Annotated in this window: 25 protein-coding genes; 15 read left to right on the plus strand and 10 right to left on the minus strand. The window is 34.4% G+C overall.

Going from position 1 to position 25,861, the window contains the following annotated elements; genetic code table 11:
• Window positions 1-46: 46 nt before the first annotated feature.
• From T410_RS05175 to T410_RS05200, 6 genes are all read left to right on the plus strand, one after another.
• Window positions 47-1,678: a hypothetical protein gene (locus T410_RS05175; RefSeq protein WP_035669186.1), complete on the plus strand. Its 1,632-nt coding sequence runs from the start codon at window positions 47-49 to the stop codon at window positions 1,676-1,678.
• Complete coding sequence (locus tag T410_RS05180) at window positions 1,678-2,679, plus strand: VWA domain-containing protein (protein ID WP_035669187.1); 1,002 nt, start codon at window positions 1,678-1,680, stop codon at window positions 2,677-2,679. The genes T410_RS05175 and T410_RS05180 overlap by 1 nt, the downstream gene beginning before the upstream one ends.
• A 40-nt stretch (window positions 2,680-2,719) precedes the next feature.
• The gene (locus T410_RS05185) at window positions 2,720-3,760 is read left to right on the plus strand and encodes a VWA domain-containing protein (RefSeq protein ID WP_035669189.1); all 1,041 of its coding nucleotides are present in this window, start codon (window positions 2,720-2,722) and stop codon (window positions 3,758-3,760) included.
• Window positions 3,761-3,836: 76 nt separating this feature from the next.
• Window positions 3,837-4,595: a tetratricopeptide repeat protein gene (locus tag T410_RS05190; protein WP_035669191.1), complete on the plus strand. Its 759-nt coding sequence runs from the start codon at window positions 3,837-3,839 to the stop codon at window positions 4,593-4,595.
• Window positions 4,596-4,615: 20 nt separating this feature from the next.
• Window positions 4,616-6,373, plus strand: a complete 1,758-nt coding sequence (locus tag T410_RS05195) for a BatD family protein (RefSeq protein ID WP_035669193.1) — start codon at window positions 4,616-4,618, stop codon at window positions 6,371-6,373.
• Between the two features lie 125 nt (window positions 6,374-6,498).
• Window positions 6,499-7,242 carry a tetratricopeptide repeat protein gene (locus T410_RS05200; RefSeq protein WP_035669195.1) on the plus strand — a complete coding sequence of 248 codons (744 nt, stop codon included), beginning with the start codon at window positions 6,499-6,501 and terminating at the stop codon, window positions 7,240-7,242.
• Window positions 7,243-7,425: 183 nt separating this feature from the next.
• Here the strand turns inward: T410_RS05200 and T410_RS05205 are convergent, their stop codons facing one another.
• A complete protein-coding gene (locus T410_RS05205; protein ID WP_035669197.1) occupies window positions 7,426-7,926 on the minus strand; it encodes a CvpA family protein in 501 nt (166 codons plus the stop codon).
• 145 nt (window positions 7,927-8,071) lie between these two features.
• Between T410_RS05205 and T410_RS05210 the strand changes: the two genes are divergently transcribed.
• The 3 genes from T410_RS05210 to T410_RS05220 all read left to right on the plus strand — a co-directional run bounded on the left by T410_RS05210 (window position 8,072) and on the right by T410_RS05220 (window position 10,259).
• Window positions 8,072-8,428, plus strand: a complete 357-nt coding sequence (locus T410_RS05210; RefSeq protein WP_035669199.1) for a hypothetical protein — start codon at window positions 8,072-8,074, stop codon at window positions 8,426-8,428.
• 189 nt (window positions 8,429-8,617) lie between these two features.
• Window positions 8,618-9,637 (plus strand): phenylalanine--tRNA ligase subunit alpha, encoded by a 1,020-nt coding sequence (pheS, locus tag T410_RS05215; RefSeq protein ID WP_035674135.1) that lies wholly within the window; start codon window positions 8,618-8,620, stop codon window positions 9,635-9,637.
• A 214-nt stretch (window positions 9,638-9,851) separates the two neighbouring features.
• Entirely contained in the window at window positions 9,852-10,259 is a 408-nt protein-coding gene (locus T410_RS05220) for a hypothetical protein (RefSeq protein ID WP_035669201.1), read from the plus strand.
• Between the two features lie 112 nt (window positions 10,260-10,371).
• Here the strand turns inward: T410_RS05220 and T410_RS05225 are convergent, their stop codons facing one another.
• From T410_RS05225 to T410_RS05235, 3 genes are all read right to left on the minus strand, one after another.
• A complete protein-coding gene (locus T410_RS05225; RefSeq protein WP_035669203.1) occupies window positions 10,372-11,367 on the minus strand; it encodes an NAD(P)H-dependent glycerol-3-phosphate dehydrogenase in 996 nt (331 codons plus the stop codon).
• Between the two features lie 315 nt (window positions 11,368-11,682).
• Complete coding sequence (locus tag T410_RS05230; RefSeq protein ID WP_035669205.1) at window positions 11,683-12,846, minus strand: iron-containing alcohol dehydrogenase; 1,164 nt, start codon at window positions 12,844-12,846, stop codon at window positions 11,683-11,685.
• Window positions 12,847-12,848: 2 nt separating this feature from the next.
• Window positions 12,849-13,619, minus strand: a complete 771-nt coding sequence (locus tag T410_RS05235; RefSeq protein ID WP_035669207.1) for a type 1 glutamine amidotransferase domain-containing protein — start codon at window positions 13,617-13,619, stop codon at window positions 12,849-12,851.
• An 86-nt stretch (window positions 13,620-13,705) separates the two neighbouring features.
• On the opposite strand from T410_RS05235, the gene T410_RS05240 reads away from it, so the two are divergent.
• Window positions 13,706-14,602, plus strand: a complete 897-nt coding sequence (locus T410_RS05240; protein ID WP_035669209.1) for a LysR family transcriptional regulator — start codon at window positions 13,706-13,708, stop codon at window positions 14,600-14,602.
• A gap of 141 nt (window positions 14,603-14,743) precedes the next feature.
• Here T410_RS05240 and nadD read toward each other — a convergent pair whose 3' ends face one another.
• The 4 genes from nadD to T410_RS05260 form a co-directional block, all read right to left on the minus strand.
• Window positions 14,744-15,325, minus strand: coding sequence for a nicotinate (nicotinamide) nucleotide adenylyltransferase (gene nadD, locus T410_RS05245; protein ID WP_035669211.1), 582 nt, complete (start codon window positions 15,323-15,325; stop codon window positions 14,744-14,746).
• A 71-nt stretch (window positions 15,326-15,396) separates the two neighbouring features.
• Window positions 15,397-15,969: a guanylate kinase gene (gene gmk, locus T410_RS05250; protein ID WP_035669212.1), complete on the minus strand. Its 573-nt coding sequence runs from the start codon at window positions 15,967-15,969 to the stop codon at window positions 15,397-15,399.
• Window positions 15,970-16,052: 83 nt separating this feature from the next.
• Complete coding sequence (locus T410_RS05255; RefSeq protein ID WP_035669213.1) at window positions 16,053-16,913, minus strand: YicC/YloC family endoribonuclease; 861 nt, start codon at window positions 16,911-16,913, stop codon at window positions 16,053-16,055.
• A gap of 96 nt (window positions 16,914-17,009) precedes the next feature.
• Window positions 17,010-17,360 (minus strand): arsenate reductase family protein, encoded by a 351-nt coding sequence (locus T410_RS05260; protein ID WP_035669214.1) that lies wholly within the window; start codon window positions 17,358-17,360, stop codon window positions 17,010-17,012.
• Between the two features lie 75 nt (window positions 17,361-17,435).
• On the opposite strand from T410_RS05260, the gene T410_RS05265 reads away from it, so the two are divergent.
• Window positions 17,436-17,894, plus strand: a complete 459-nt coding sequence (locus T410_RS05265; protein WP_035669216.1) for a DinB family protein — start codon at window positions 17,436-17,438, stop codon at window positions 17,892-17,894.
• A gap of 165 nt (window positions 17,895-18,059) precedes the next feature.
• On the opposite strand, the gene T410_RS05270 is transcribed toward T410_RS05265, so the two are convergent.
• Window positions 18,060-18,803, minus strand: coding sequence for a DUF3298 and DUF4163 domain-containing protein (locus T410_RS05270; protein WP_035669218.1), 744 nt, complete (start codon window positions 18,801-18,803; stop codon window positions 18,060-18,062).
• Between the two features lie 100 nt (window positions 18,804-18,903).
• Here T410_RS05270 and T410_RS05275 point away from each other — a divergent pair, with 100 nt between their 5' ends.
• Entirely contained in the window at window positions 18,904-20,049 is a 1,146-nt protein-coding gene (locus T410_RS05275) for a cystathionine gamma-synthase (RefSeq protein WP_035669220.1), read from the plus strand.
• 73 nt (window positions 20,050-20,122) lie between these two features.
• On the opposite strand, the gene T410_RS05280 is transcribed toward T410_RS05275, so the two are convergent.
• A complete protein-coding gene (locus tag T410_RS05280; protein ID WP_035669222.1) occupies window positions 20,123-20,926 on the minus strand; it encodes a hypothetical protein in 804 nt (267 codons plus the stop codon).
• A gap of 316 nt (window positions 20,927-21,242) precedes the next feature.
• Here T410_RS05280 and gdhA point away from each other — a divergent pair, with 316 nt between their 5' ends.
• From gdhA to recO, 3 genes are all read left to right on the plus strand, one after another.
• Window positions 21,243-22,586 carry an NADP-specific glutamate dehydrogenase gene (gdhA, locus tag T410_RS05285; RefSeq protein WP_035669224.1) on the plus strand — a complete coding sequence of 448 codons (1,344 nt, stop codon included), beginning with the start codon at window positions 21,243-21,245 and terminating at the stop codon, window positions 22,584-22,586.
• Between the two features lie 124 nt (window positions 22,587-22,710).
• Entirely contained in the window at window positions 22,711-24,999 is a 2,289-nt protein-coding gene (locus tag T410_RS05290; protein WP_035669226.1) for a T9SS type A sorting domain-containing protein, read from the plus strand.
• 53 nt (window positions 25,000-25,052) lie between these two features.
• Complete coding sequence (recO, locus tag T410_RS05295; RefSeq protein WP_035669228.1) at window positions 25,053-25,766, plus strand: DNA repair protein RecO; 714 nt, start codon at window positions 25,053-25,055, stop codon at window positions 25,764-25,766.
• Window positions 25,767-25,861: the final 95 nt, after the last annotated feature.

Consider the following 25,861-nt stretch of genomic DNA (forward strand, 5'->3'; position numbering starts at 1 on the left):
CTCCTTTGGAGAGGGCTGGGGAGAGGAAAAAATATTTAATATAAAAATGAAAATTAGACTTTACCTATTATTATTGCTGCTTTCTACGGCTGTTTTTGCACAACAAAAGCAAGTAGTGACAAGTATTGACACGATTAAAAATAAAATTGGTGCCGAATTTAAACTGTCGATAAAAACTACTGTTGACACATCGTCTAAAGTGATTTTTCCAAAATTGAAAAACGTTGGCGCTTTAGAGGTAATTCAGTCCTATCCTATTGACACCATCAAAACGGACGGCCAGTATGAATTGGTTAAAAAATATGGTTTAACCCAATTTGATTCCGGTAGATATGTTATCCCGAGTATAAAAATCTTCATTAACAGCAAACCGTTTCTAACAGACTCGCTTTTAGTAGAAGTGGCGAATGTTAAAGTAGATACTTTAAAACAAAAAATGTTCGATATCAAGGGCATTGCTAAAGCGGATGATTCTATTGGAGATTGGTGGAAATATCTTTTGGTGATCGCATTAATTGTTGGAATTGGAGTTTTGATTTACTGGTATATCAAAAAACAACAAAAGAAAAAACTAGAAGCAGAAATATTCAAAACGCCAATTGAGAAAGCAACCAGTTTGCTGGATACTTTAGAGAAAAAAGAACTTTGGCAAAAAGGAGAAGTAAAAGCCTATTACAGTGAGTTGACTGATATTGCCAGAAATTATATTGAAGAAGCAATCGAAATACCAGCAATGGAAAGTACTACATCAGAGCTTATTCAGGGGCTTAGAGCCGCTTCTGTCAAAAAGAAGATGACGCTTTCGCAAGAAATAATCGAAAATCTAGAGCGTGTTTTGAAACAAGCCGATTTAGTAAAATTTGCGAAATCAAAACCGTTGGATTTTGAAATTACCGAAGACCGAAATAAGATTCAAAAAGCAATTTTAACTTTGGATAATTCTATTCCTATTGAGGTTCCTGCAGAGGAAGATGTTCTTTTGAATGAGGCCCAAAGGCAAAAGCAGATACAAATTCAATTACAAAAAAAGAGAAAGAAACGCATTGTAACTGCAGTTGCATCCGTAGTATTTATACTGGTTGCTACTACTACTTTTTTCATTGTAATCAAGGGATTTGATTATGTAAAAGACAATGTTATTGGGAACCCTACTAAAGAACTATTGGAGGGCGAATGGGTGAAAAGCGAATACGGAAATCCTGGCGTTATAATAGAAACACCAAAAGTACTGAAGAGAGTAGATTTGACTAAAACACTGCCAAAAGACGGAATGGCGTTGATTAAAGAAATGCAATCTTTTGCTTATGGTAGTGTTACGGATCATTTTTATCTGATGGTTTCTACTTTAAAATATAAAAAAGAAACCGAAATAGATTTGAAAAAATCTATGGATGGAGCCTTGCAATCACTAGAAGCGCAAGGGGCACAAAACATGATTGTGAAGCAAGAAGATTTTGAAACTAAGGAAGGAATTAAAGGACTTAAAGCCTACGGTACATTCCAGAAAATTGATGGTGATAAGCAAAACAGCGTGAAAATGTATTATGAAGCATTATTGTTCAGTCAAGAAGGCGGCTTACAACAAATTTTACTCTTCCATGAAGAAGGAGACAATTATGCAAATAGTATATCAGAACGCGTTTTGAGTTCTGTTGAATTAAAACAAGCAAGTAAATAATGGCTAAAATAACTTTTTTAAACCCAGAATTTTTTTGGTTGTTTCTTCTGATTCCAGTTGCGATTGTCTGGCTATTTTGGAAAAAGAACCAACAATCAGCTACGTTAAAAATAAGTTCATTACAAGGATTTAAAGGCACAACTTCTTATTTAACAAAGTTGAAACCCATATTGAATGTGTTTCGCGTATTGGCTTTGTCTTCTTTGATTGTGGCAATGGCAAGGCCAAGAACGGTTGATGTAAGCAATAAAACAAAAACGACAAAGGGAGTTGATATTGTCATGGCAGTGGACGTTTCCGGAAGTATGCTGGCCAAAGATTTGAAACCAAACCGAATGGAAGCGCTGAAAAGAGTGGCTGCTGATTTTGTTGGAGAACGACCAAATGATAGAATTGGATTGGTGGTTTATGCTTCTGAAGCGTACACAAAATCCCCGGTTACCAGCGATAAAGCCGTTGTTTTGGATGCTATCAACAGTATAAAATACGATAATGTTTTGCAAGACGGAACTGGAATAGGAATGGGATTGGCAACAGCCGTGAACAGACTGAAAGACAGTAAAGCGAAGAGTAAAGTGATTATTCTTTTGACAGACGGGGTAAACAATGCCGGATTTATTGAACCTGAAACCGCTGCTGATATTGCCAAGCAATACGGTATTAAGGTGTATACAATAGGAATAGGAACCAACGGAATGGCAATGTTTCCTTATGCGGTGGCACCAAATGGACAGTTTTTGTTCCAAATGATGAAGGTGGAAATTGACGAGCAATTGATGAAAAGTATTGCCAGAAAAACGGATGGAAAATATTTTAGAGCAACAAGCAATAGCAAGTTGGCCGAGATTTATGCGTCCATTAATAAACTGGAAACCACTGAAATTGAAGAACTAAAATTCTATGATTATGATGAAAAATTCAGGCCATTCATTTGGTTTGCAGGTTTTTTATTATTGTTGGAAGTAGGATTGAGAAATACGGTTTTTAAAAGCTTTATATAATGAGAGTCGCAAACTGAAAATTGTGACTAAAAGATAAAAAATGGAATTAGACGAAAAAAAATATTTATACCTGCTGCTTATACTCCCAATTGTGGTGTTGGTTTTTCTATTTAATTTATATTGGAAAAGAAAAAAACAACGTGAATTTGGAGACTTAGAAATGGTAAAAAAACTAAGCCCGGAAAGCTCTGTTTTTAAACCAGTTTTGAAGTTGGTATTGTTATTACTGGCATTACTTGGATTAATTATTGGATTGGTAAATCCAAAGATTGGTACCAAAATGGAAACCGTTAAGCGAGAGGGAATTGACATTGTTTTTGCAATGGATGTCTCCAAAAGTATGCTGGCCGAGGATGTGGCGCCCAGCCGTTTAGAAAAAAGCAAGCAAATTGTTTCGCAAATTATCAACCAATTAGGAAGTGACAGAATAGGAATTGTGGCTTACGCTGGAAGCGCTTTCCCCGTATTGCCTATCACGACTGATTATGCTGTGGCCAAAATGTTTCTGCAAAGTATGAATCCCGGAATGGTCTCTTCACAGGGAACATCGCTGGATGAAGCCATAAAATTATCATCCACTTATTTTGATGATAAGAGTAAAACAAGCAAATTATTGATTCTGATTTCAGATGGTGAAGATCATTCTGAAGGTGCCGAAAGTGCCGCTGAAGAAGCCAATAAATTAGGAATGAAAATTATCACGATTGGGGTTGGAACTGAAAAAGGAGGGACGATTCCATTGAAAAGAAACGGAATTGTAGAAAGTTTCCAACGTGATAATAATAATCAAGTGGTTATTACTAAATTGAATCGAGCAGGATTAGAAGCTATTGCAAAAGCTACAAAAGGCGGTTATGTAAACGGGAATAATACCAAAGAAGTACTGGAATATATCAAAAATGCTTTGGATAAAATCCAAAAAACAGAATTTGAAGCAACTGAAATGGCTGATTTTCAATCCCAATTTCAATGGTTTTTGGGTTTTGCATTTATTTTCTTGTTTCTGGATATTTTCCTTTTGGAAAGAAAAACAAGTTGGGTAAACAAATTGAATTTATTTAACGAGAATAAAAAAATATAAAGAACAAAGTATTATTAAGACGCTCCTTTGTTAGAGCTAAAACAAAATATACTTTGACGCTTATTTAAAAAATAAAATGAAAAACTTAATTTCACCTCTTTTATTACTCCTTTCGTTTGTTGTAAATGCACAACAGAAAGACAGAATATTGCCTAAAGCAAATGAGGAATATGCTGAAAATAATTTTGTTGATGCCGAAGCTAATTATAGAATTTCGGATTCAAAATTCCCGAATAAAACGATTGCTCCGTACAATTTAGGAAATGCCATTTATAAGCAAAATCAAGTTGCTGAGGCAAAATTCGCTTATGCAAAAGCATTAAAAAATGCCAAAACAAGACCTGATAAACACCAAGCATACCATAATTTAGGTAATGTTTTCATGAAAGAAAAAGATTACACACAAGCAGTAGAAGCCTATAAAAATGCACTACGAAATGATCCCGCAGATGAAGAAACCCGTTATAATTATGCATTGGCAAAGAAAATGCTAAAAGAAAATCCACCAAAGGATGACAATAAGAAAAACGACAAGAAAAGCGATAAGGATAAAGACAAAGACAAGAAAAAGGACGACAAGAAACAAGACGGCGATAAAGATAAAAAGGACGATAAGGATAAAGAAAAGAAAGACGACAAAGGAGATAAAGATAAAGACAATAAAGGCCCTAAACCAGATGATAAAGGAGAGCCAAAACCAGCACCTGGCGGAATCTCTAAACAACGTTTAGAAAATCTTTTGGATGCGGTAAATAAGGAAGAAAAGAAAGTTCAGGATAAAGTAAATGCCCAAAAAGTAAAAGGAAAACCAGTCAAGACTGAGAAAGATTGGTAATTCAATTAGATAATTTGAAAATGAAAAAATTTATAGCAGTATTAGTTTTAATGGTGTGTGGTTCTCTTAGCGCTCAAGTACAATTTGAGGCGAGAGTAAGTAAAACTACGCTAGGCTTAAACGAAAGACTTCGTATCGATTTTATAATGAATGTTGATGGGGATAACTTTAACCAGCCCTCTTTTGAAGGATTTAGAGTTATTGCAGGACCAAGTCAGCAAGTGAGTCAATCATGGGTCAATGGAAAGAGCTCTTTTGAGAAAATATATTCTTATTTTCTTTTGCCAAATCAAAAAGGTGTCTTGGTCATCAAGCAAGCTGCAATAGAATACAACGGGCAAATTTATAAAACATCGCCCATAAGAATTAATGTTACTGCAGCAACGGAACAGCCGAGAGATCCAAATGATATAAGCGTTTCGGCAGATGACAATATTTATCTTGTTGCTGATATTTCTAAAACAAATCCGTATATAAACGAACCAATTACGGTGGTTTATAAATTGTATTTCAGTTATAATATTGGAATCACCAATTGGCGTGAACTCAACAAGCCAAAGTATAATGACTTTTGGAGTCAGAACATCGATATCAAACAGCTTGTTGCCGAAGAAGGGATGTTTAAAGGACAAAAATACCGTTATGTGGTATTGAGAAAAACAGTTTTATATCCGCAAAAATCAGGAAAATTGGCAATAGAGCCTTTGTCATTAGATATTGATGTGCAATTGCCTACAAACCGTCGTGATATGTTTGGACGTGTAATTGTTACTGATGGCAGCAAAAGGGTTTCTGCAGGAACAAAAACGATTGCTGTCAAAGCACTTCCTGAAGCTGGAAAACCGGAAGATTTTTCTGGAGCAGTAGGTCACTTTGATTTTAAAGTAACACCTACTAAAACGAATCTGAAAAACGGTGAAAGCCTTGATTTAGTTGTAAGTGTAACCGGTAAAGGGAATATGAAATTGTTCAGTTTGCCAAAACCAGTTGTGCCAAATGCTTTGGAAATGTATGATGCGGTTCATAACGAACAGGTAAATACACCGCTTTCAGGAATGTCAGGGAAAATTTCAGATAGTTACACCATTATCCCACAGTACAAAGGAAATTACCCAATAAAACCATTACAGTTTTCTTATTTTGATTTGGGTTCAGGAACGTATAAAACATTAAGTTCAAAAGAAATAATGATTAATGTGTTGGATGGACCTACTGCATCTGATGCAACTATTGCTTCAAATTCAGGTGAGAATAAAAATAAAATAGGGAACGTAGAACAATTCAAATTCATTAAGTTAAAAAGTAAACTTTTGGACATGAATAAAAAAGATTTCTTTGGCTCTAATTTGTTTTACGGATTGTTATTTTTCCCGTTTCTATTACTGCCTTTGATTGTTTTATTCAAAAAGAAGAAAGAAGCTATTGACGGTGATATTGCCGGTAACAGAATTCGAATGAACAATAAACTAGCCAAGAAATATTTATCGGAAGCCAAAAAACAAATCAATAATAAAGAACTGTTTTACATTGCATTGGAAAAAGCGATGCATAATTTCTTGAAAGCTAAATTACACATCGAGACTTCAGAAATGAGTAAAGATAATATTCAGGAATTCTTGTTGTCAAAAAATGCTAATCCAGAAGCGGTGAATGATTTTATCGCACTTACAGAAAACTGTGAAGTAGCCAGATATGCACCATCGTCAAGTGTTTCGATACAGCAGGATTTTGATAAAGCTGTTTTAATTATTTCAGATTTAGAAAAACAAATTGCTTAAATAGCTGTTTAAAATAGAGATTAATACACAATGCGGATTGAGAAATTATTGAGTTAATTAACTTTTCGGATTTGTGTTTTTATGGCAAAAAAATAAAGTAGTGCCTTCGGGTAAATAAAATAGAAATGAAAAATATACTATACATACTCTTACTTTCAACTCAAGTTTTCTTTGCCCAAAACGGCTTTGAAAAAGGGAATGCCTTTTATGAAAAAGGAAAATACAATGAGGCTGTTGCTGCTTACGAAAGTGTTTTGAAAGACAATAAATATTCTTCTGAATTGTATTTTAATTTGGGGAATGCCTATTATAAATTGAATAAAGTTGCACCTTCCATTTACAATTATGAAAAAGCATTAGTTTTAAATCCAAATAATAACGATGCAATTAACAATTTGAAATTCGCTCAAAAAAGAACGATTGATGAAATTAAAGTAGTCCCTAAAGTTGGTTTTGGAAAACTGTTGCGTGATTTTACAGGAGCTTATCATTATAATACTTGGGCATGGATTGCAGTAGGTTTGGCAACTGTATTCTTGTTGTTTTTTATTGGGTATTATTTTTCGCAAATTACGGTTACAAAGCGAATTTTCTTTTTTGGAATGTTTGTGTTTATTTTCCTGATTTTAATAAGCGTATTATCGGCAATTTTCGAAAAAAGTCATTTTGATAATGAGAAACCGGCTATTGTTTTTGCTGAAATTACGGAAGTAAAAAGTGAGCCCCAAAAAGCAGGTGCTGCTATTTTTGTATTGCATGAAGGAACCAAAGTCTTTGTGCAGGAAACATTAGAAAATTGGAAAAAAATACAATTAACTGATGGAACTGAAGGTTGGATTGAGAGTAATGCTATAAAGGAAGTGAAGTAGGTATGCTTAGTTTTTAGTGTTTTGTGATGCTAAATAAAATCGTCTGGTTAGTACATTTTTTCAAAAGTTAAAAAATAACAGCCCATGGTTTAAACTGGACTATTATTTTTTAAAGTTGCATGTGTCTAATTAATTCGAAAATAAACATAACGGATTTAGAACTGATTACTCAAAAAATGACCACTATTTGCTTGCCTTTACGTACCATTTTTTTATTGAAGGAAACATAAAACCAGCTGTTTTTTGGACTGGATTATAAAATAGCGATTTATCCAAAGTTTCTTTTTTGGCTATAAAATTGTGATAATTTATTTTTTCAAAAACAGCGAATACAATTCCTAATATCAAAACTGTTTTCAACACTCTGAAGAAACCGCCACCAAGTTTATTCAGCCAACCTAAAAAAGCAAAATCTGCTATTCCGGTAAGGAATTTGCCCAATAATGATATTCCAATTACTACAAGGATAAAAGTGAGCACAAAAGCAATCACCTGAATGGTATAAGGATTCCAATGAACAAATCCTGCCAACATTCCTTTTATAAGTGAAGAAAATTTTATGGCAAAATAAATCCCAACTATTAGTGATACTAAAGAAGCTAATTCTACAAAAAGCCCATTTCTAATTCCTTTGTAAAATGTATAGGCTAGTAATCCACCCAAAACGATATCCAAAAATCCCATAATAATAAATTTAGTAAAAATAAAAGTGCAAATATAAAAGAATTGTTTGGTATCAATTGCCAATTTTCAAGTTCTTATCTTTGTCAAAATAATTTTATGGTTTATGAGGTAATAATTCATAATTCGTAATTCATAATTCAACAAAATGTCAAGAGACACACAACTTAAAGAACGCTGGGAAGAGCTTGTAAATATACTTTCAAATCAATTTTCTCAAGGAGAGGATTTAGATCTCGACGCTATTATTTATCTTATTGGCGTACAAGAACTCGGAAAAGTACATAGCGAATACAAGAAAGATGAAAAATTAAACCTGATGCACATCGCGATTTGCAGGTTATTAGAACCTTACGGATTCTATGAATTTGAGTTTTTTGATGAAGAAGGATGGCCACATTATAAAGTAAAAGAAGAACTACCGCCACTTAAAGCAGGAGAACAATCGGTTTTGATGAAAGAAGCAATTGTGAATTATTTTCTGGAACGAGAACTGATAGATTAATGTTTATTGCGCCGTTTTTAGTAATTAGTTAAAATGCCCACGTAAATCAACTTATATCTCTTATGTGGGTTAGAAAGATGTAAAACAGGAGTTAAAAGCAATCTAACAATTTAGCAAGGAAACTTTAAACTTTAAACGGGAAACCTAAAACAAATTTTGTAATTTTGCACTCTCAATTATTGAATGAAAATGATAGACAAGATAAAAGAATATATTGGCGAAGCACAAGCTTTTTCAACGCAAAACATAGCAGATTTAGAAGCATTCCGAATTAAATTTCTTGGAAGCAAAGGGCTTTTAAAAGATCTTTTCGCTGAATTCAAAAATGTTCCTAATGAACAAAAGAAAGAATTTGGACAAGTAATCAATTTGCTTAAAACGTCTGCCGAAGAAAAAGTAAAAACCATACAGGAAGCTTTAGAAAGTAAAGAAGAAATCAAAGGCTTTTATGGGGATTTGACACGTTCGGCTGAACCAATAACTATTGGCTCTCGTCACCCTATTTCATTGGTAAAAAATCAAATTATTGATATCTTTTCAAATATTGGTTTCAATGTTTCTGAAGGTCCGGAAATCGAAGACGACTGGCATAATTTCACCGCATTAAACTTACCGGAATACCATCCGGCTCGTGACATGCAAGACACCTTTTTCATACAAACTAATCCGGATATTTTATTGCGTACGCATACATCATCCGTTCAGGTGCGTTACATGGAAGAAAATAAACCACCTATTCGTACGATTTCTCCGGGAAGAGTTTTCCGTAATGAAGCTGTTTCATCTCGTTCTCACTGTATTTTTCACCAAGTGGAAGGATTATACATTGATAAAGACGTTTCTTTTGCCGACTTAAAACAAACGCTTTTATATTTCACCAAAGAGATGTTCGGAAAATCAAAAATCCGTTTACGTCCGTCTTATTTTCCATTTACGGAACCAAGCGCTGAGGTTGATATCTATTGGGGTCTAAAAACGGAAACCGATTATAGAATCACTAAGGGGACCGGTTGGTTAGAAATCATGGGTTGCGGAATGGTTGATCCTAACGTTTTGAAAAACTGTGGCATCAATCCTGACGAATACAACGGTTTTGCATTCGGTATGGGAATCGAAAGAATTGCCATGTTGTTGTATCAAATTGGCGATATACGTATGTTCTACGAAAATGACGTTCGTTTCTTGGAGCAATTTAAATCAAGTATTTAGGCATTGTTAGGAACAAAAAAGCTCTGACGATTTTTAAATTTTGCGTTTTTAGGAGCTATTTCCAGCTGTACACTATATCTTTTTCTGTCTAAAAAAGCCAGAAAAAGGATGCCGTTTCCATCTGGGATAGGGCTTGAGGTTTACAATACAGTTAGTTGAATATGAAACAATAATTAATAATGAATGAAGAGGTTACTTCGTTCTTTCCATTGACATGAAATCCGACATCATCATCCCCGAAGTAGAAAACGTATTCCTTGCTGCAGTTCAGGAATGGAGTGACGATTTCATGGAAAAAGTATGGTATGCCTACTTAATAAACGATAGTGATTACCTTATAGAAAGTGTTATGGTCGTTTCCAAAGCTTTTGGAACCATAGACGGTGAAATGAAAAAAACATCTCTTTTGCGTCATGCTTTTGTAGAAGTACCGCCAGTTTCAGTAATGAAAATAGAAATGATAGAAAAAAGTGTTTTGGCACTTAATAATGAATTTATGTTGACTTATTTCATAGGAGATAAATTGCATGACAAAAAATTCATTTTCAAGGCGCATTCCATCCATGAGGATTTTGTGGAAGAAGTACCTATTTTATTCGTTGACGGCGTTATTGTGAGGTAAATCTATTTTGGTTTCAAGCCGAATTAAAATAATTATAAAAAACAAAGGCACTATCTTTATGTAGATTAGTGCCTTTGTTTTTTGTTAGACTTGAAGGAATACTTCTACTTTACTAATCTAATTTATCAGTTAGAGCCTTAAAAACAGTTTTAGCATCTTTTCCTCCGTACAAAATTTCATAAACGGCATCTATAATTGGAGTTTTGGCTCCGTATCCTTGATTTAGTTTATAAGCGCTTTTTGCAGCATAATAACCTTCGGCAACCATACTCATTTCCATCATAGCTGATTTTACAGTGTAGCCTTTACCAATCATATTCCCGAACATTCTGTTTCTGGAGAATACAGAATATCCCGTAACCAATAAATCGCCTAAATAAGCCGAATCATTAATGTTACGTTTCATTTTATGGACCTTTTTAATGAATTTTTTCATCTCCCGAATCCCATTGCTCATCAATACGGACTGGAAATTGTCGCCATAACCTAATCCGTGAGCCATTCCGGCTGCAATTGCATAAATATTTTTTAGCATGGCAGCATATTCAGTTCCTATAATGTCATCTGTAATCTTCGTTTTAATATAATTTCCAGATAGATTTTTAGCAACAATTTTAGCTTTTTCATCATCGCCACAGGCAATAGTCAGATACGACAATCGCTCCATAGCTACTTCTTCTGCGTGACAAGGTCCGGTAATCACACCTATATTATAATAAGGAATGTCATATTTAACATGGAAATGTTCGCCTACAATCAAACTCGTTTCGGGAACAATACCTTTTATTGCCGAAAAAATGATTTTGTCTTTCAGTGAAACCGTCAATTTTTCTAATTCAGCATCCAAAAAAGCAGATGGAATTGCAAAAATGATATAATCAGCATACCCCACAGCCTCATTGATATCACTGGTGAGTTTCAGTTTTTTGACATCAAATTCAACAGAACTTAGATAATTTGGATTGTGTTTGTAGGTTTTAATGTGTTCTATAGCAGCTTCATTACGCATATACCACGAAATCTCCGAAAGATTTACACATAGCATCTTTGCAATCGCTGTTGCCCAACTTCCTCCGCCAATTACTGCAAATTTTATGTTTTCGGTCATTTTTTTATTAAATTTAATCAAAAGTACTTAAAAAAGTAGTGATTATACAAATAAAATTGAAACAAGAAATGGGCATTCTAAGAGTTTTCAAAAGGAGATAATTCTAAGCGATAAAAAATAATTTTACTTTTTTTATTTTTAACACAATATATATATTCAATTTGCGTTCTATATGATTATAAATTAATCATTTAACAAATATAATGCAAATTGAATTAGTTGGTTTTGTTTTAGTATTTTAAAAGGCGTCCCCATTATAAAATGAGAACGCCTTTTTATTTGTGCCAATGTCAATCAGCATCAGTATTATTTGAATTAATAACTCATTTCTACAATAGACTGTACTTTCTCTAAAGTAATGTTCTGTTTTTCACCCAAGGCTTTCCAACCTCGCTCTTCAAAACGGGTTACAATAAAATCAGCCGTTTTTTCAAAGTCTTTTGTATAATCAGATAATTTCGTTTGCATTCCCATTATGTGAAAGAATTCCACTGTTTTGTTGATAGCTTCATTAGCAATTTCATCATCACTTCCTGTCAAATTAAAAATACGTTTTCCGTATTGTGCTAATTTTCCTTTTTTGGTTTCAAACATTACTCGGTACAAATTTGGACCTACAACTGCCAACGTTCTGGCATGATCGATTCCGTACAAAGCGGTCAATTCATGTCCAATCATGTGCGTCGCCCAATCCGAAGGAACACCTTTTTGGATTAATCCGTTTAGAGCCATCGTACAACTCCACATAAAGTTAGAGGCTAACGCATAATCCGTAGGATTTTCAACTACGTCTGGACCAACTTGAATCAAAGTTTGCAGAATACTCTCTGCTATTCGGTCTTGGAGATATCCTTCGTGCGGATAGGTTAAATATTGTTCTAAAACGTGTGTGTAAGCATCAACAACGCCGTTTTGTAATTGTCTTTTTGGCAAAGAGGCTATTACAGTTGGGTCACAAATAGAGAATTTTGGAAACAAAGCAGATCCGCCAAAGTCTAGTTTTTCCTGCGTAGTTTCAATCGTAATCACAGAGCCAGAATTCATTTCGCTTCCCGTTGCCGGTAAAGTCAAAACTGTCCCAAAAGGAACGACTTTAGTTACATCTCTAAAAAGGATTCTTTTTTTAAGAATATCGATTGGATTTCCTTCAAAATTTGCTGCTGCCGAAAGAAATTTTACACCATCAATTACACTTCCTCCACCAACGGCAAGAATGAAATTAATTTTTTCGGCACGGATGATTTCTACTGCTTTCATCAAAGTTTCAAAATGAGGGTTGGCTTCGATACCTCCAAATTCAATTACATCAAACCCTTCCAAGCTTTTACGAACTTGCTCGTGAATCCCATTTTTAAAGATACTTCCACCTCCATAAGCCAATAATATTTTAGTATTTTTTGGAACTAGTGTTGCTAGTTTTTCTATTTGTCCTTTACCAAAAATTAAGTTCGTAGGATTGTATAATTCGAAATTTAACATGTTTATTTTTTTGCGTTTAATTGATTTAATATTTTCTCAGCCACAAGTTTAGAGGAAGCTGGATTTTGTCCTGTAATTAATAATCCATCTTCAACGGCATATGGATGCCAGTCAGCAACTTTGCTATACGTAGCGCCGTTATTTTGTAAAACATCTTCTAATAAAAATGGAACCACTTTAGTCAAACCCACTGCTTCCTCTTCTGTATTAGAGAATCCGGTTACTTTTTTACCTTTCACTAAAAATTCCCCATTTACTTTTACATTTTTCAAAGCTCCAGGAGCATGACAAACAAAGCCAACAGGTTTATTGTGTGTGTAAAAAGATTCAATCAATGCGATTGAAGTTTTATCTTCGGCTAAATCCCAAAGTGGACCGTGACCTCCTGGGTAAAAAACGGCGTCATAATCTGCTTGATTTACATCCGATAATTTTTTTGTGTTTTTTAGTTTAGCAAGAAGCACAGTGTCGCTGTCAAATCTTTTGGTGTCTTCTGTCGCAGCTGATGGGTCTTCACTTTTTGGATCAATAGGCGGTTGCCCTCCCAGTGGTGTTGCAATATCAATTTGGATTCCTTTATCAGCCAAAGCGTAATAAGGTGCCGCTAATTCTTCAGTCCAAAATCCTGTTTTTTCTCCTGTGTTACCCAATTTATCGTGACTGGTAACCACAAATAATACTTTTTTCATGCCTTTTTTATTTATTTTTTGTGCAGTTGCGGTTATGCAACTTACGGTTAATGCTACAATGGCAAATAATACAATTTTCTTCATGACTGATTTTGTTTGTACAAATTTAGGGCGAATATGCTATTAGTAAAAATAATTTAAATTATGTTTGTGATAAATATATTTATATCATGGTCAATCTCGAATGGTACAGAACCTTTAAATCGGTTTACAAAAACGGGAATTTTTCTTTGGCTGCCAAAGAATTATTTATTAGTCAACCTGCTGTAAGTCAGCAAATATCAATGTTAGAAGCACATGTGGGATATAAACTTTTCAATCGAAAGTCGAAAGGTGTAGAACCAACGGAATACGCTAAGTTACTCAATAATTTAATCATTGAAGCCTTAGATCGACTAGAAAACGTGGAGAATGGTTTTCGTGCCAAAGCGTTTAATGCCAATCGATTAATTTCAATTGGTATTTCGAAACATTTAATGAGCAGCTTGGGAAGTTGTTTGATTGCTAAATTTGATTTTATTGATTTTAGCTTTCATGAAAATGATGCTCTTTTTGAATTGGTTGATTCTAAAAAACTTGATTTTGCTATTGTAACTAAAAAATTCGATACGTTTGACACCATTCAGAAAAAGGTAGGTGAAATTAAACAGGTTATAGTAGGTTCAAATAATATAGATGACTCCGAATTAAAATCTAATATCAAAATTAAAGATTTCACGGCACTCGAACATTGGCTCAATGATCAAAAATGGTTCAGTCATAATGCACAAATTCCGCATATTAAGTTATTTTGGTTGCATGTTTTCAATAAAAAAAGACCTTCTATGGTTCCTAATTATATCATTCCATCCGAATATGAAATGCTGGAAATACTTTCTAGAAATACTGGAATAGGGGTAGTTTGGGATATAAATGCAAAGCATTTTATTGCAGAAAAAAGAGTACAATTATTATGGAACAGCAAGCAAATGCCAAGTACGGAAGTGTTTTTATTATCGGGTAAAAACGATAATTTGAGTACTGTTTTTGAGAATATTGGAGCAGAATTGAAAAAGGTGTTGAAGTAGTTTTCTCATAAAACACTATAGTTTTTATGTCAAATCGAGCGCAGTCGAGATTCTTGCTGACAGCTGAATTAAAAAAAGGTTTCGACTGCGCTCAACCAGACCAGAAAAGTGTCCTGAGAAAAATTGATTAAAATGATATTATTACTTCTTGTAAAAGTTATTATGGTCAATGTATTCCCAAACTTTCCCAGGTAGCAAAGGCTGCACATTTTTGCCTTTCTTGATATTATCTCGAATAAATGTGGATGATATTTCGACAACCGGTGCATCAATCATATGAATTTTTGGGTGGTCCTTAAACATTAGGTTCTCTGCTTCACTTGAAAGTCGAGGATAGACATAAATTTCATGATGTGCCAGTATTGCTTCGTGGTTTTTCCATTTGTGCAAAGATTTTAAATTGTCTTCGCCCATTATTAAGGAGAACTCGTAAGTTGGAAATTTTTCCTGTAAGTGAACTAAAGTGTTTACGGTATAATTGGGCTGCGATAATTTAAACTCAATATCCGAAGGTTTGATTTTTGGGAAATCCTCGGTAGCAAGATGTACCATCTGCAAACGATGGTAATCATCGAGTAAAGTACTTTTTTTCTTCAAAGGATTGTGTGGCGTAACCACCATCCATACTTGGTCTAAATCGGCATGCTCGGCCATGTGATTGGCAATGATGAGATGCCCAACATGAATGGGGTTAAACGTTCCGAAATACAATCCTATTTTCATATTAGTGGATAGTGAAAGGTGAGAAGTAAAAGGTGAATAGAGAATGCCTTTTTCTCACTATTCACCTTTGTCTATTTTACAAAATTCTTTACTAATTGATACGCTTCTTCAAGAGCAATATCTAAATCGTAGTTTTTTATAATAACATCAAACTGTGGTGCTGTTGCCAGTTCTACAGAAGCTTTAGCAATACGCATATTGATTTTGTCTTCACTTTCGGTAGAACGTTCTTTTAGTCTCCTTTTTAGTTCATCCACGCTTGGTGGTTTCACGAAAACGGCTAAAGTTTCTTCCGGAAATTTATGCTTGATACGCAATCCTCCAGATACATCAATATCAAAAATCACGTTTTTTCCTTTGGCCCAAATGCGTTCTACTTCACTTTTCAGGGTTCCGTAGAAATTATCGCGGTAGACTTCTTCCCATTCTACAAAATCTTCGTTTTTGATATGCGTTTTAAATTCTTCCAATGACATAAAGTAATAATCTTTTCCGCTTACTTCCTCGCCACGTGCTTCGCGTGTCGCTGCCGAAATAGAAAATTCAAGATTCAAATCTTCTTTGCTCAATAAATGCCTAACTATGGTAGTTTTTCCAGATCCTGATGGTGCCGAAAAAACGATTAATTTTCCTCCTGTGCTCATGTTGTTGTTTAATTATAGTCGCAATGAATGTCCTATTTTTATGCATAAAGTCGCTATGAATCGTGTCTTTAGCTAATATGTTCTTACAATACGTTCAATACCTGCTCCTTGATTTTTTCCAATTCGTCTTTCATCTGAACGACTAATTTTTGCATTTGTGCGTGATTGGATTTAGAACCCATCGTGTTGATTTCACGCCCCATTTCTTGGGTAATGAAACCTAATTTTCTACCATTGGCTTCAGTTCCGTTGATGGTTTCAAGGAAATAATCAAGATGATTAGTCAAACGCACTTTTTCTTCAGTAATGTCTAATTTTTCTAAATAATAAATCAATTCCTGCTCGAAACGATTTTCGTCTACATTCACTTTAAGTTCTGAAATTGCAGTTTGCAAACGGTCTTTTATCGCCTGAACGCGTTCTGGATCAAGTGCCAAAGCTTCGGTCATGTATTGACGAATATTGCCAATTCGCAATTGAAATTCTTTTTCAAGAGACATCCCTTCATCTCTTCTAAAGTTCAAGATGTTTTGCAGCGCTTCTTCGACAACGGTTTGGATTTGAACCCAGTCGTTTTCATCGATTTCATCGCGTTCTATTTTCATGGTATCTGGCATGCGAATAGCCATTTTCATTAGTTCTGTTTCATCAGCATTGGCATAGACTTCTCTCAACTGATTAATGTACCCTTTTACAATCGGTACATTTACTTTCGTCGAAGTTTGTTCAGCGGTACTTTCGATAAAAATAGAAAAATCTACTTTTCCTCTTTCCAGTTTCAGTGCAATTTGGTTGCGTAAACCCAATTCCATTTCGCGGTACAGCGAAGGCATTCTCACATTCAAATCTAAACCTTTACTGTTTAAGGATTTTACTTCTACCGTGATTTTTTTGGTTGGTAATTGCAAAGTTGCTTTACCAAAACCTGTCATTGATTGTATCATATAATTTTCTAAAAGAGGTCAAAGATAAGGAAAAGCCATCGAACACCCAAAGAGGTGATTTGCTGATGGTTTTGTTCTGGTTTTAATGGTTTTTGGCTATCCTAAAGCTTTCATTACTTGCAACATGTTTTGCTGGGTATTGCCAATGTAAATGGTGTCTTTGATAATAAAAACAGGGCGACTCAAGAACGTATAATGCTCCAGAATGTATTTCTTGTAATCGTCTTCGGTCAACGATTTGTTTTTTAAATCCATTGATTTGTACAGTTGCGCTTTTTTGCTGAAAAGTGCTTCGTAACTTCCGGAAAGTTCACGCATTTGTTCTAATTCGGCAACGGTAATTGGATCTTGTTTGATGTCGTGAAATTTAAAATCATGCTCTTTAGGTAATGATTTTATAATTTTCCTGCAGGTGTCGCAAGAAGCGAGATAATATATTTTGTCCATGTAAATAGCAATTTCTTTGTGCAAAGAAAAATCATTTGATACGGAAAATGATTATTTTTATCAAAAAAATAAAAAATGAATCAATTATTCGACGTCAGCACTACAAGCAGAAATATGGTTTCAAAATTCCTATCGGGATACACTCTTGACCAACTCAATACAATACCGGAAGGATTCAGCAATAATCTGATTTGGAATATTGGTCATATTATTGTGTCACAACAACTATTAGTTTACAAACTTTCTGGTTTATCTATGATGGTTTCTGATGAATTAGTCGAGAAATATAAAAAGGGAACCAAGCCGGAACACATTGCTAAACAAGCCGAAGTGGATGAAATTAAATCGTTATTGTATGAAACTATAAATCAAACGAAAGTTGATTACGAAAACAAGATTTTCGAAAGTTACATGGAATATACCACTTCAACAGGGGATCACGTTTTAAGAAATGCCGAAGATGCCATGGCTTTCAGTAATTTTCATGAAGGGCTTCACATTGGGATTATGATGAATATCAGAAAATTTATTTAGGATTTATTCCTATAAATATTGGGAGCTTAATCCCGCTATTCGCTCCTATCTTTTCCTTTTTAAAGAAAAAAGGAAAAGGATATCCGCTTCTATCGGGGCTAGGTAATTCGTAAAAAAAACTATTTGGTCTTTAAAATAATTTTTGATTTTTTGAAGACCATTTTGTTATTTAACCGCCAAATATTCATTCACTTCAGTATAAGGCAATAACAATTCTTTAGGTCCTTCAGCATAAGATGCGGCTTCGTAGGAATTGTAATAGAGAAGCAATCCTTTATCCGTATAAAAAATATTTTGTGGAAGATAAAATTTCTCGTCCTCAAACATTAATCCCGTTGCGTTTATTGATTTGTTTTCAGGGATTTTATATTTGGCTCTGAATTTTTTTTCGGCGAAAGCCATAAAAGTATTCTTGTTTATAAATAATTGATTGTTTGGAATGTATTTTCCCGTCTCCGGATTAAAAATTAGCGAACGCAATCCTTCATAGCCATGAGCACCACCTGTAAAAGTGTAATGCTTGATTTCAATGTTTAAAACACTTTCTGATTGGTATTTTATAGTTCCTTCAATTTTACCTTCCCAACCAAAAGTATCTTTAGGGAATTCTTTCTGAAGTTTTTCGTAGGAATCAATAAACGAAGTTAACAATCCATTATAATTAGTAGAAGTATATGGTTTTTCACCAAAATAAATAATTTCTTTCAGTGTTGAAAATACTTTTTTATTGATGCTGTCTGCAACAACGGGAACATCCTTTGCAAATGGAATTTTTACAGTTATCTGAGGGCAATTTTCCTTGCAGGGCAAAGTCGTTTTTTTCTGAAAAGATTGCTCTTCAAAAACCAATTCGTTAGAACAACGCGCCACAGAAAAAAGTAACAAGGAAAAAAGGATGAAGTGTTTCATTTCAAAAGTGTTAATTATATACAAAGGTATCAACTTGCAGCTTGGTTAGAATAAATTAAAAGGTAAATTTGTAAAACAATCGTGCATTAAAATTCAACTTATGAAATTCAATACTAAAGTTATTCACGGTGGTCAACACCATGATCCAAGTACAGGAGCAGTGATGCCTCCAGTTTACCAAACGTCAACATTTGTGCAGACAAGTCCCGGACACCCGATAAATCCGGATTATGAATACAGCAGAGCCGCAAATCCTACCAGAAGTGCGCTTGAAAATGCCTTTGCAAGTATTGAAAATGGAACCCGAGGATTGGCTTTTTCATCAGGATTAGCAGCCACGGATTGTATTTTGCGTTCTTTCAAAGCAGGTGACGAAATCATTGCGATGGACGATTTATATGGAGGAACGTATCGAATGTTTACCCGTATTTATAAAGATTCAGGGATTAAATTCCATTTTGTGGATATGAATGACATGGAGAAATTCAAGTCATTGATCAATGAAAATACAAAATTGGTTTGGGTAGAAACACCAACCAATCCTTTGATGAAATTAGCCGATATTCAAGAAATTGCTAAAATAACCAAAGAGAATAAAATTATTTTTGCAGTTGACAATACTTTTGCAACACCTTATTTACAAAAACCTTTAGATTTAGGTGCTGATATCGTGATGCATTCTGCTACTAAATATCTTGGTGGACATTCTGATGTTATTGCTGGAGCTTTGATTGTAAAAGATGAAGCCCTTGGTGAACAATTGCATTTTCAACAATTTGCAACTGGCGCAACACTAGGACCAATGGATAGTTTTTTGGTATTAAGAGGAATTAAAACCTTGCATTTACGAGTACAAAGACATTGTGAAAATGGAGGGAAAGTGGTGGAGTTTTTGAACAGTCATCCAAAAGTGAAAACAGTATATTATCCAGGGTTACCAAGCCATCCCTATCATGAAATTGCCAAAAAACAAATGAGTGGTTTTGGCGGAATGGTTTCTTTTACTTTTGTTTCAGGTAAAAAAGAGGATGCTATTAAATTTTTAGAGAATCTAAAAGTATTCACTTTGGCAGAATCTCTTGGAGGAGTAGAATCATTAGCGAATCATCCCGCATTAATGACACACGCATCGATTCCTGAAGACAAACGAAAAGAGGTTGGTATTACTGATGATCTGGTACGATTGAGCGTAGGTATAGAAGATGCCGAAGATTTAATTGAAGATTTGAAACAAGCATTAGCTTAACTGTATGGCATAAAAAAGAAAGCTCCAATTCTAATTTTAGAATTGGAGCTTTCTTTTATACAAAATTTATTGGCTATTGTAAATAATAAATGTAACCCACATTAAACCAGACTAACCAGTCGTTTGCTTTGTTCTCTTTGTAAATTGCAGGGTTAGGATTTAAACCATCTACCCAGTTAGAAAAATAATATTGAAATCTTAAATCAACCATCAAATCTGATAAAGGAGCTAGCTTATAACGGGTACCTACGCTTGATACGATAGACCAGACAGATCCTCCTTCAGTAGAAAAACCATAAGGACGGCCATCAGTAGGAGTTAAGTATTTAGGAAAAGTAGTCAGTGGTGTGCCTAAAGGTCCCATTGTTGAAGAGGCTTTGGCATCGTAATAACTAAATTGTCCTCCAAGACTTATAAACGGACCTAAACTACCAATTCGTGAGGTAAAATCCCTAATACTTAATGGAAAATATTCCAACTGCATTCCTATATTAGTAACTGCGGTGCTTCCTTGCATTGCTCGTAATTGATCAGCACCAAGAGAAGTTTTACTTGGAGCTACCCATTCTCCAAAATGTTTCAATTCGGTTTTGTTATAGGATAGTTCAGTTCTTAATTTGAAATGATCGTTAAAATATGTTTCAGGAGTATAACAGTTACATTCTGCTTTGTAAGAAAAATTTAGATAATGAATAATCCCAATTCCGAAACCAGTATTTCCAGAATTAGTGCTTAAATCGTGGCGTTCCCCATAATCAGATTGAAATGCTATAGGTCCGGCTATAATTCCTATTTCATGCGAGAAACCAAATTGCGCATTGATATTATTTGAAAAAACAAATAACAGGAATAGAGTAAGAATTGTTTGTTTGATCATTAGATGTTAAATTTTCAAATCCAGACAAATATATAAAAACATCAATCATTTAAATTATAAATTAAAAGATTTAGTAGATAAAATCTTAATATAGTTACGAAAACTACAACGTTTTCGTTGAAAACAATGATTGAAAAGTAGATTTCTTTGTAATTACTTAATAAAAAGATAATTCTATCGAGAAAGTGAAAAAATAGACTTCAATATTTTTATAAAATGTATCTTTGTATATACCAACGAAAACGTTTTCTTAAACGTGATTATTGTGTTTGGGGAAACTATTAATATTAATTTTGTTTGAATAATGTATTTCAAGATGGAAAATAAAATAAATCAATTTATGGCTCTTGTTGAGTCAAAAAATCCAAATGAGCCTGAATTTATTCAAGCTGTTAGGGAATTTGCTGAAACTGTTATCCCATTTATTGCGGAGCAAAAAAAATATGATGGGAAAAATTTGCTGCTCAGAATAGCTGAACCAGAGCGTTCTATTATATTTCGCGTTCCTTGGGTAGATGACAAAGGAGAAATTCAGGTAAACAGAGGTTTCCGAATCCAAATGAACTCAGCGATTGGACCTTATAAAGGAGGGATACGTTTCCATCATACTGTAAATTTATCGGTACTTAAATTTTTAGCATTCGAGCAAGTATTCAAAAATAGTTTGACCACTTTGCCAATGGGTGGGGGAAAAGGAGGGTCTGATTTTGATCCACAAGGAAAATCTGATGGAGAAGTAATGCGTTTTTGCCAGTCTTTCATGACTGAATTGTGCAGACACATTGGGCCACAATTAGACGTTCCTGCTGGGGATATCGGAGTTGGAGCCAGAGAAATTGGATATTTATTTGGTCAATACAAGAGAATAAGAAACGAATTTACTGGAGTTTTAACGGGGAAAGGATTGGCTTATGGAGGTTCTTTAATCAGACCGGAAGCAACAGGTTATGGAGTCGTTTATTTTGCAGAACAAATGCTGAATACTATTGGTCAAAACATCAAAGGAAAAAGAGTATCTATTTCTGGATTTGGAAACGTTGCTTGGGGTGTGGCCTTGAAGGTAAACGATCTTGGAGGAAAAGTAGTTACTATTTCTGGTCCCGATGGATATATTTATGACGAGGAAGGAATCTCCGGTGAGAAAATTGACTTCATGCTTGAATTGAGAGCAAGAGGAGATAACAGAGCTGAAGCTTATTTAGAAAAATATCCAAATGCTAAATTCCACAAAGGGAAAAGCGTATGGGAAGTAAAAGTTGATATTGCAATACCTTGTGCAACTCAAAATGAGTTGAATGAGGAAGATGCGAAAAATTTAATTGCAAATGGTGTTATATGTGTTACCGAAGCGGCAAATATGCCTTGTACATTGGAAGCCATCAAACTTTTCTTGAAAGCTAAGGTGCTTTTTGCCCCAGGTAAAGCAGCAAATGCTGGAGGTGTAGCAGCTTCAGGATTAGAGATGACACAAAACTCGATTCGTCTAAATTGGACCAGTGAGGAAGTGGATTCCAGATTGAAAGAAATCATGGTGGGAATACACAATCAATGCAAGAAATATGGTACAGACTCAGAAGGCTATGTGAACTATGTAAAAGGAGCAAACATTGCTGGATTTGTTAAAGTAGCCGATGCTATGTTAGCTCAAGGAGTGGTATAGATCAGGTTTAATTATAATTTAAATGCCTCCTATCAATATTAAAGATAGAAGGCATTTTTTTTGCGTAACAAAATTCAAATACTTTCGTTTGTTCTATATTTGTAAACCAATATTCCTGCAAATAATGAAAAAGAGTGTTTTATGTTTTTTGCTTTTACTTTTTATCCAAATGGGTTTTGCCCAAAGTAATCTGTTGTGGCAAGGATATTTCTCTTACAATGAAATTAAAGACATTTCAGAATCTGCAACTTCAGTTTTTGCCGCTTCAGAAAACGCCTTATTTTCTAAAAATATAGCAACAAGCCAGATTAAAACTACCAATACTATTGACGGGCTTTCCGGAGAAACCATTTCAGCATTATACTATAGCGCTACATTCAATAAAACAATTGTAGGATACGAAAACGGATTGATAATAGTCATCAATGAAGCTGATGGGACGATGCTCAATGTGGTCGATATTATCAATAAACAACTTCCTTCAAACATTAAAAAAATCAATCACTTCATGGAATTTGAAGGTATTGCTTATGTTTCCTGTGATTTTGGAATTGTTCAATTCAATTTGGCTACCATGCAATTTGGGGACACTTATTTTATCGGTTCAAATGGCACCGAAATAATAGTGAACCAAACAATATTATTCAATGGATTTATTTATGCAGCTACAAATAATGGTATAAAAAGAGCTGATATTAGTAATAAGAACTTAGTCGATTTTAGTCAGTGGGAAACAATTGCCACCGGAAACTGGTTTGGTATTGCAACGCTAGATGCCAATTTATTTGCCGTTAACGCTGCAGGATACATTCATAAATACAATGCGAATACAAATATATTTACAGGATATTTAACGCTTTCATCACCAGCTTTGGATGTGAGAACAACCGCGGGTTATTTGATAATTACAACAGTAAACAGCATTTATATATACAACAGTCAAATGGCTTTGGTACGCCAAATTAACACAAACCAAATTACTGAAAGCACTCCTAGCTTTAATTGTGCGACACTAATAGGCGATACCATTTTTATAGGGACACAAGAAAATGGATTGATTGCTACTTCCCTTTCTTTAGCCTCGGTTTTTGAAAATACAACTCCAATTGGGCCTTTACGAAATAATATATTTGCGCTTCAAGCTACATCAAATTCGCTTTGGACCGTTTATGGGGATTATACCGTAGATTATAATCCATATGAGTTAGATAATTACGGTGTGAGTAAATTTAGCGCGACAGGATGGTTGAATATTCCGTATGAGAAAGTTTTAGGAGCTAAATCCATGACCAGAATAACGGTTAATCCCAATAATGAAAATGAAGTGTATGCAAGTTCTTTTTTTTCAGGATTGCTTAAAATTGAAAATGATGAGCCAAAAATTTTATACAATCAAACCAATAGCAGTCTGGAGTCATTAACCTTTGCGGGGCCAAATTATATTGATATTCGAATAAACGGAGCTGCATTTGATAAATCGGGAAATTTTTGGGTGACCAACAGCAGAATAAAAAATGGATTGAAAGTGTTGAAATCTTCCGGTCAATGGCAAAGTTACGCTATGGACGCTATTCTGAATTCTCCAATTGATAATAATTTTGGAACAATTGCAATTGATAAAAACGGAACCAAATGGCTTTCCACAAATAGAGATGGTGTTGTTGGTTTTAACGAAAGTAATAATAAATTTAAAAAAATAACCACAGGGCCTGATACAGGAAATTTGCCTATTGCTGATGTAAGAGTAGTTGCAGTAGATACAAGAAACCAACTTTGGATAGGAACTACAAAAGGGTTGCGAATTTTGTCTAATGTTGGAAGTTTTCAAACGGAAGACCAAATGACTACCAATCCCATAATTATTTTAGAAGATAACTTGGCGCAAGAATTATTATACGAACAATTTATTACTGATATTGTTGTCGATGGAGCTAATAATAAATGGATTGCTACAGCAGATTCCGGTGTTTTTTTAGTGTCGTACAACGGCCAGGAAACCAAATATCATTTTACGACCAGCAATTCCCCTTTGCCCAGTAATGTTATAAACGATATTGATATCAATAGTGTAACGGGTGAAGTTTTTATCGCCACTGCCAAAGGTTTAGTTTCCTTCAAAGGAGTTTCGACTGCAGCCAATGAAGATTTAAGCAATGCGTATGTGTACCCAAATCCAGTCCGGCCTGAATATCAAGGAACCGTAAAAATTGCTGGATTACTCGATAAAGCCAATATTAAAATTACCGATATTGAAGGAAATCTAGTTTATGAAACCACTTCCGAAGGCGGAACAATAGAATGGGATACCACCGCTTTTGGGAAATACAAAGTGGCTTCGGGTGTGTATATGATTTTTATTTCGGCACAAGACGGAGTAGAAACCAAAGTCAAAAAAGTAATGATAATCAGGTAATTTAGAAGAATGATTTTTTCAATCTTTAAATTTTCAATCTTTAAATTAAAATTGTGCTAGTTAAAACCAAAGCCATCGTCCTTTCGTCTTTAAAATTTCAAGAAAAAAGCTTGATTGTAAAATGCTTTACGCTGTCGCATGGTTTGAAATCCTATTTTGTTCGCGATGCTTTTTCGAGTCGAAAGTCCAATCAGAAAATTGCTTATTTTCAACCATTGACCATTCTCGAAATTGAAGCGGTTCATAAGAACAAGGGTACTTTAGAAAATTTTAAGGAAATAAAAATCGATTCTCCTTTTCATTCTATTCATTCGGATATTTATAAAAGTACGATCGTGATGTTCATTTCGGAAATGCTGCACCATTCCATTCACGAAGAAGAAAAAAACGAGCATTTATTTACTTTTTTAGAAACAGCCTTGCATTGGTTAGACAATCACGATGAAATCGCTAATTTCCACCTGATTTTATTATTGGAAACTACAAAATATTTGGGCTTTTACCCCGATATTTCTGATATGGATATGCCTTTTTTCGAAATGAACGAAGGAGTTTTTACGCCCTTTCATGCCATCAGTTCACTCACGGAACATGAAAGTAATTTATTCAAAAAACTGATTGATTTAAAATTCGATAATGACCAAAAAATATTCCATGTCATTGAAAGACAAATCGTTTTAAGAATTCTCATTGATTACTATAGTTTTCATTTGGATGGTTTTAAAAAACCAAAATCATTAGACGTTTTAAAAGAAGTTTTCTCTTAGGAAGCAATAAAAGGATATTTTGATTCCATTTTATCGAATTATCGCTCCAATTTCGTCTATTTTTCCTCTTCTTTTCTTTCTTTTATTCAAAATTC

Origin of the sequence: Flavobacterium sp. 83 (assembly GCF_000744835.1) — a bacterium.
In the GTDB taxonomy this organism is placed as follows: domain Bacteria; phylum Bacteroidota; class Bacteroidia; order Flavobacteriales; family Flavobacteriaceae; genus Flavobacterium.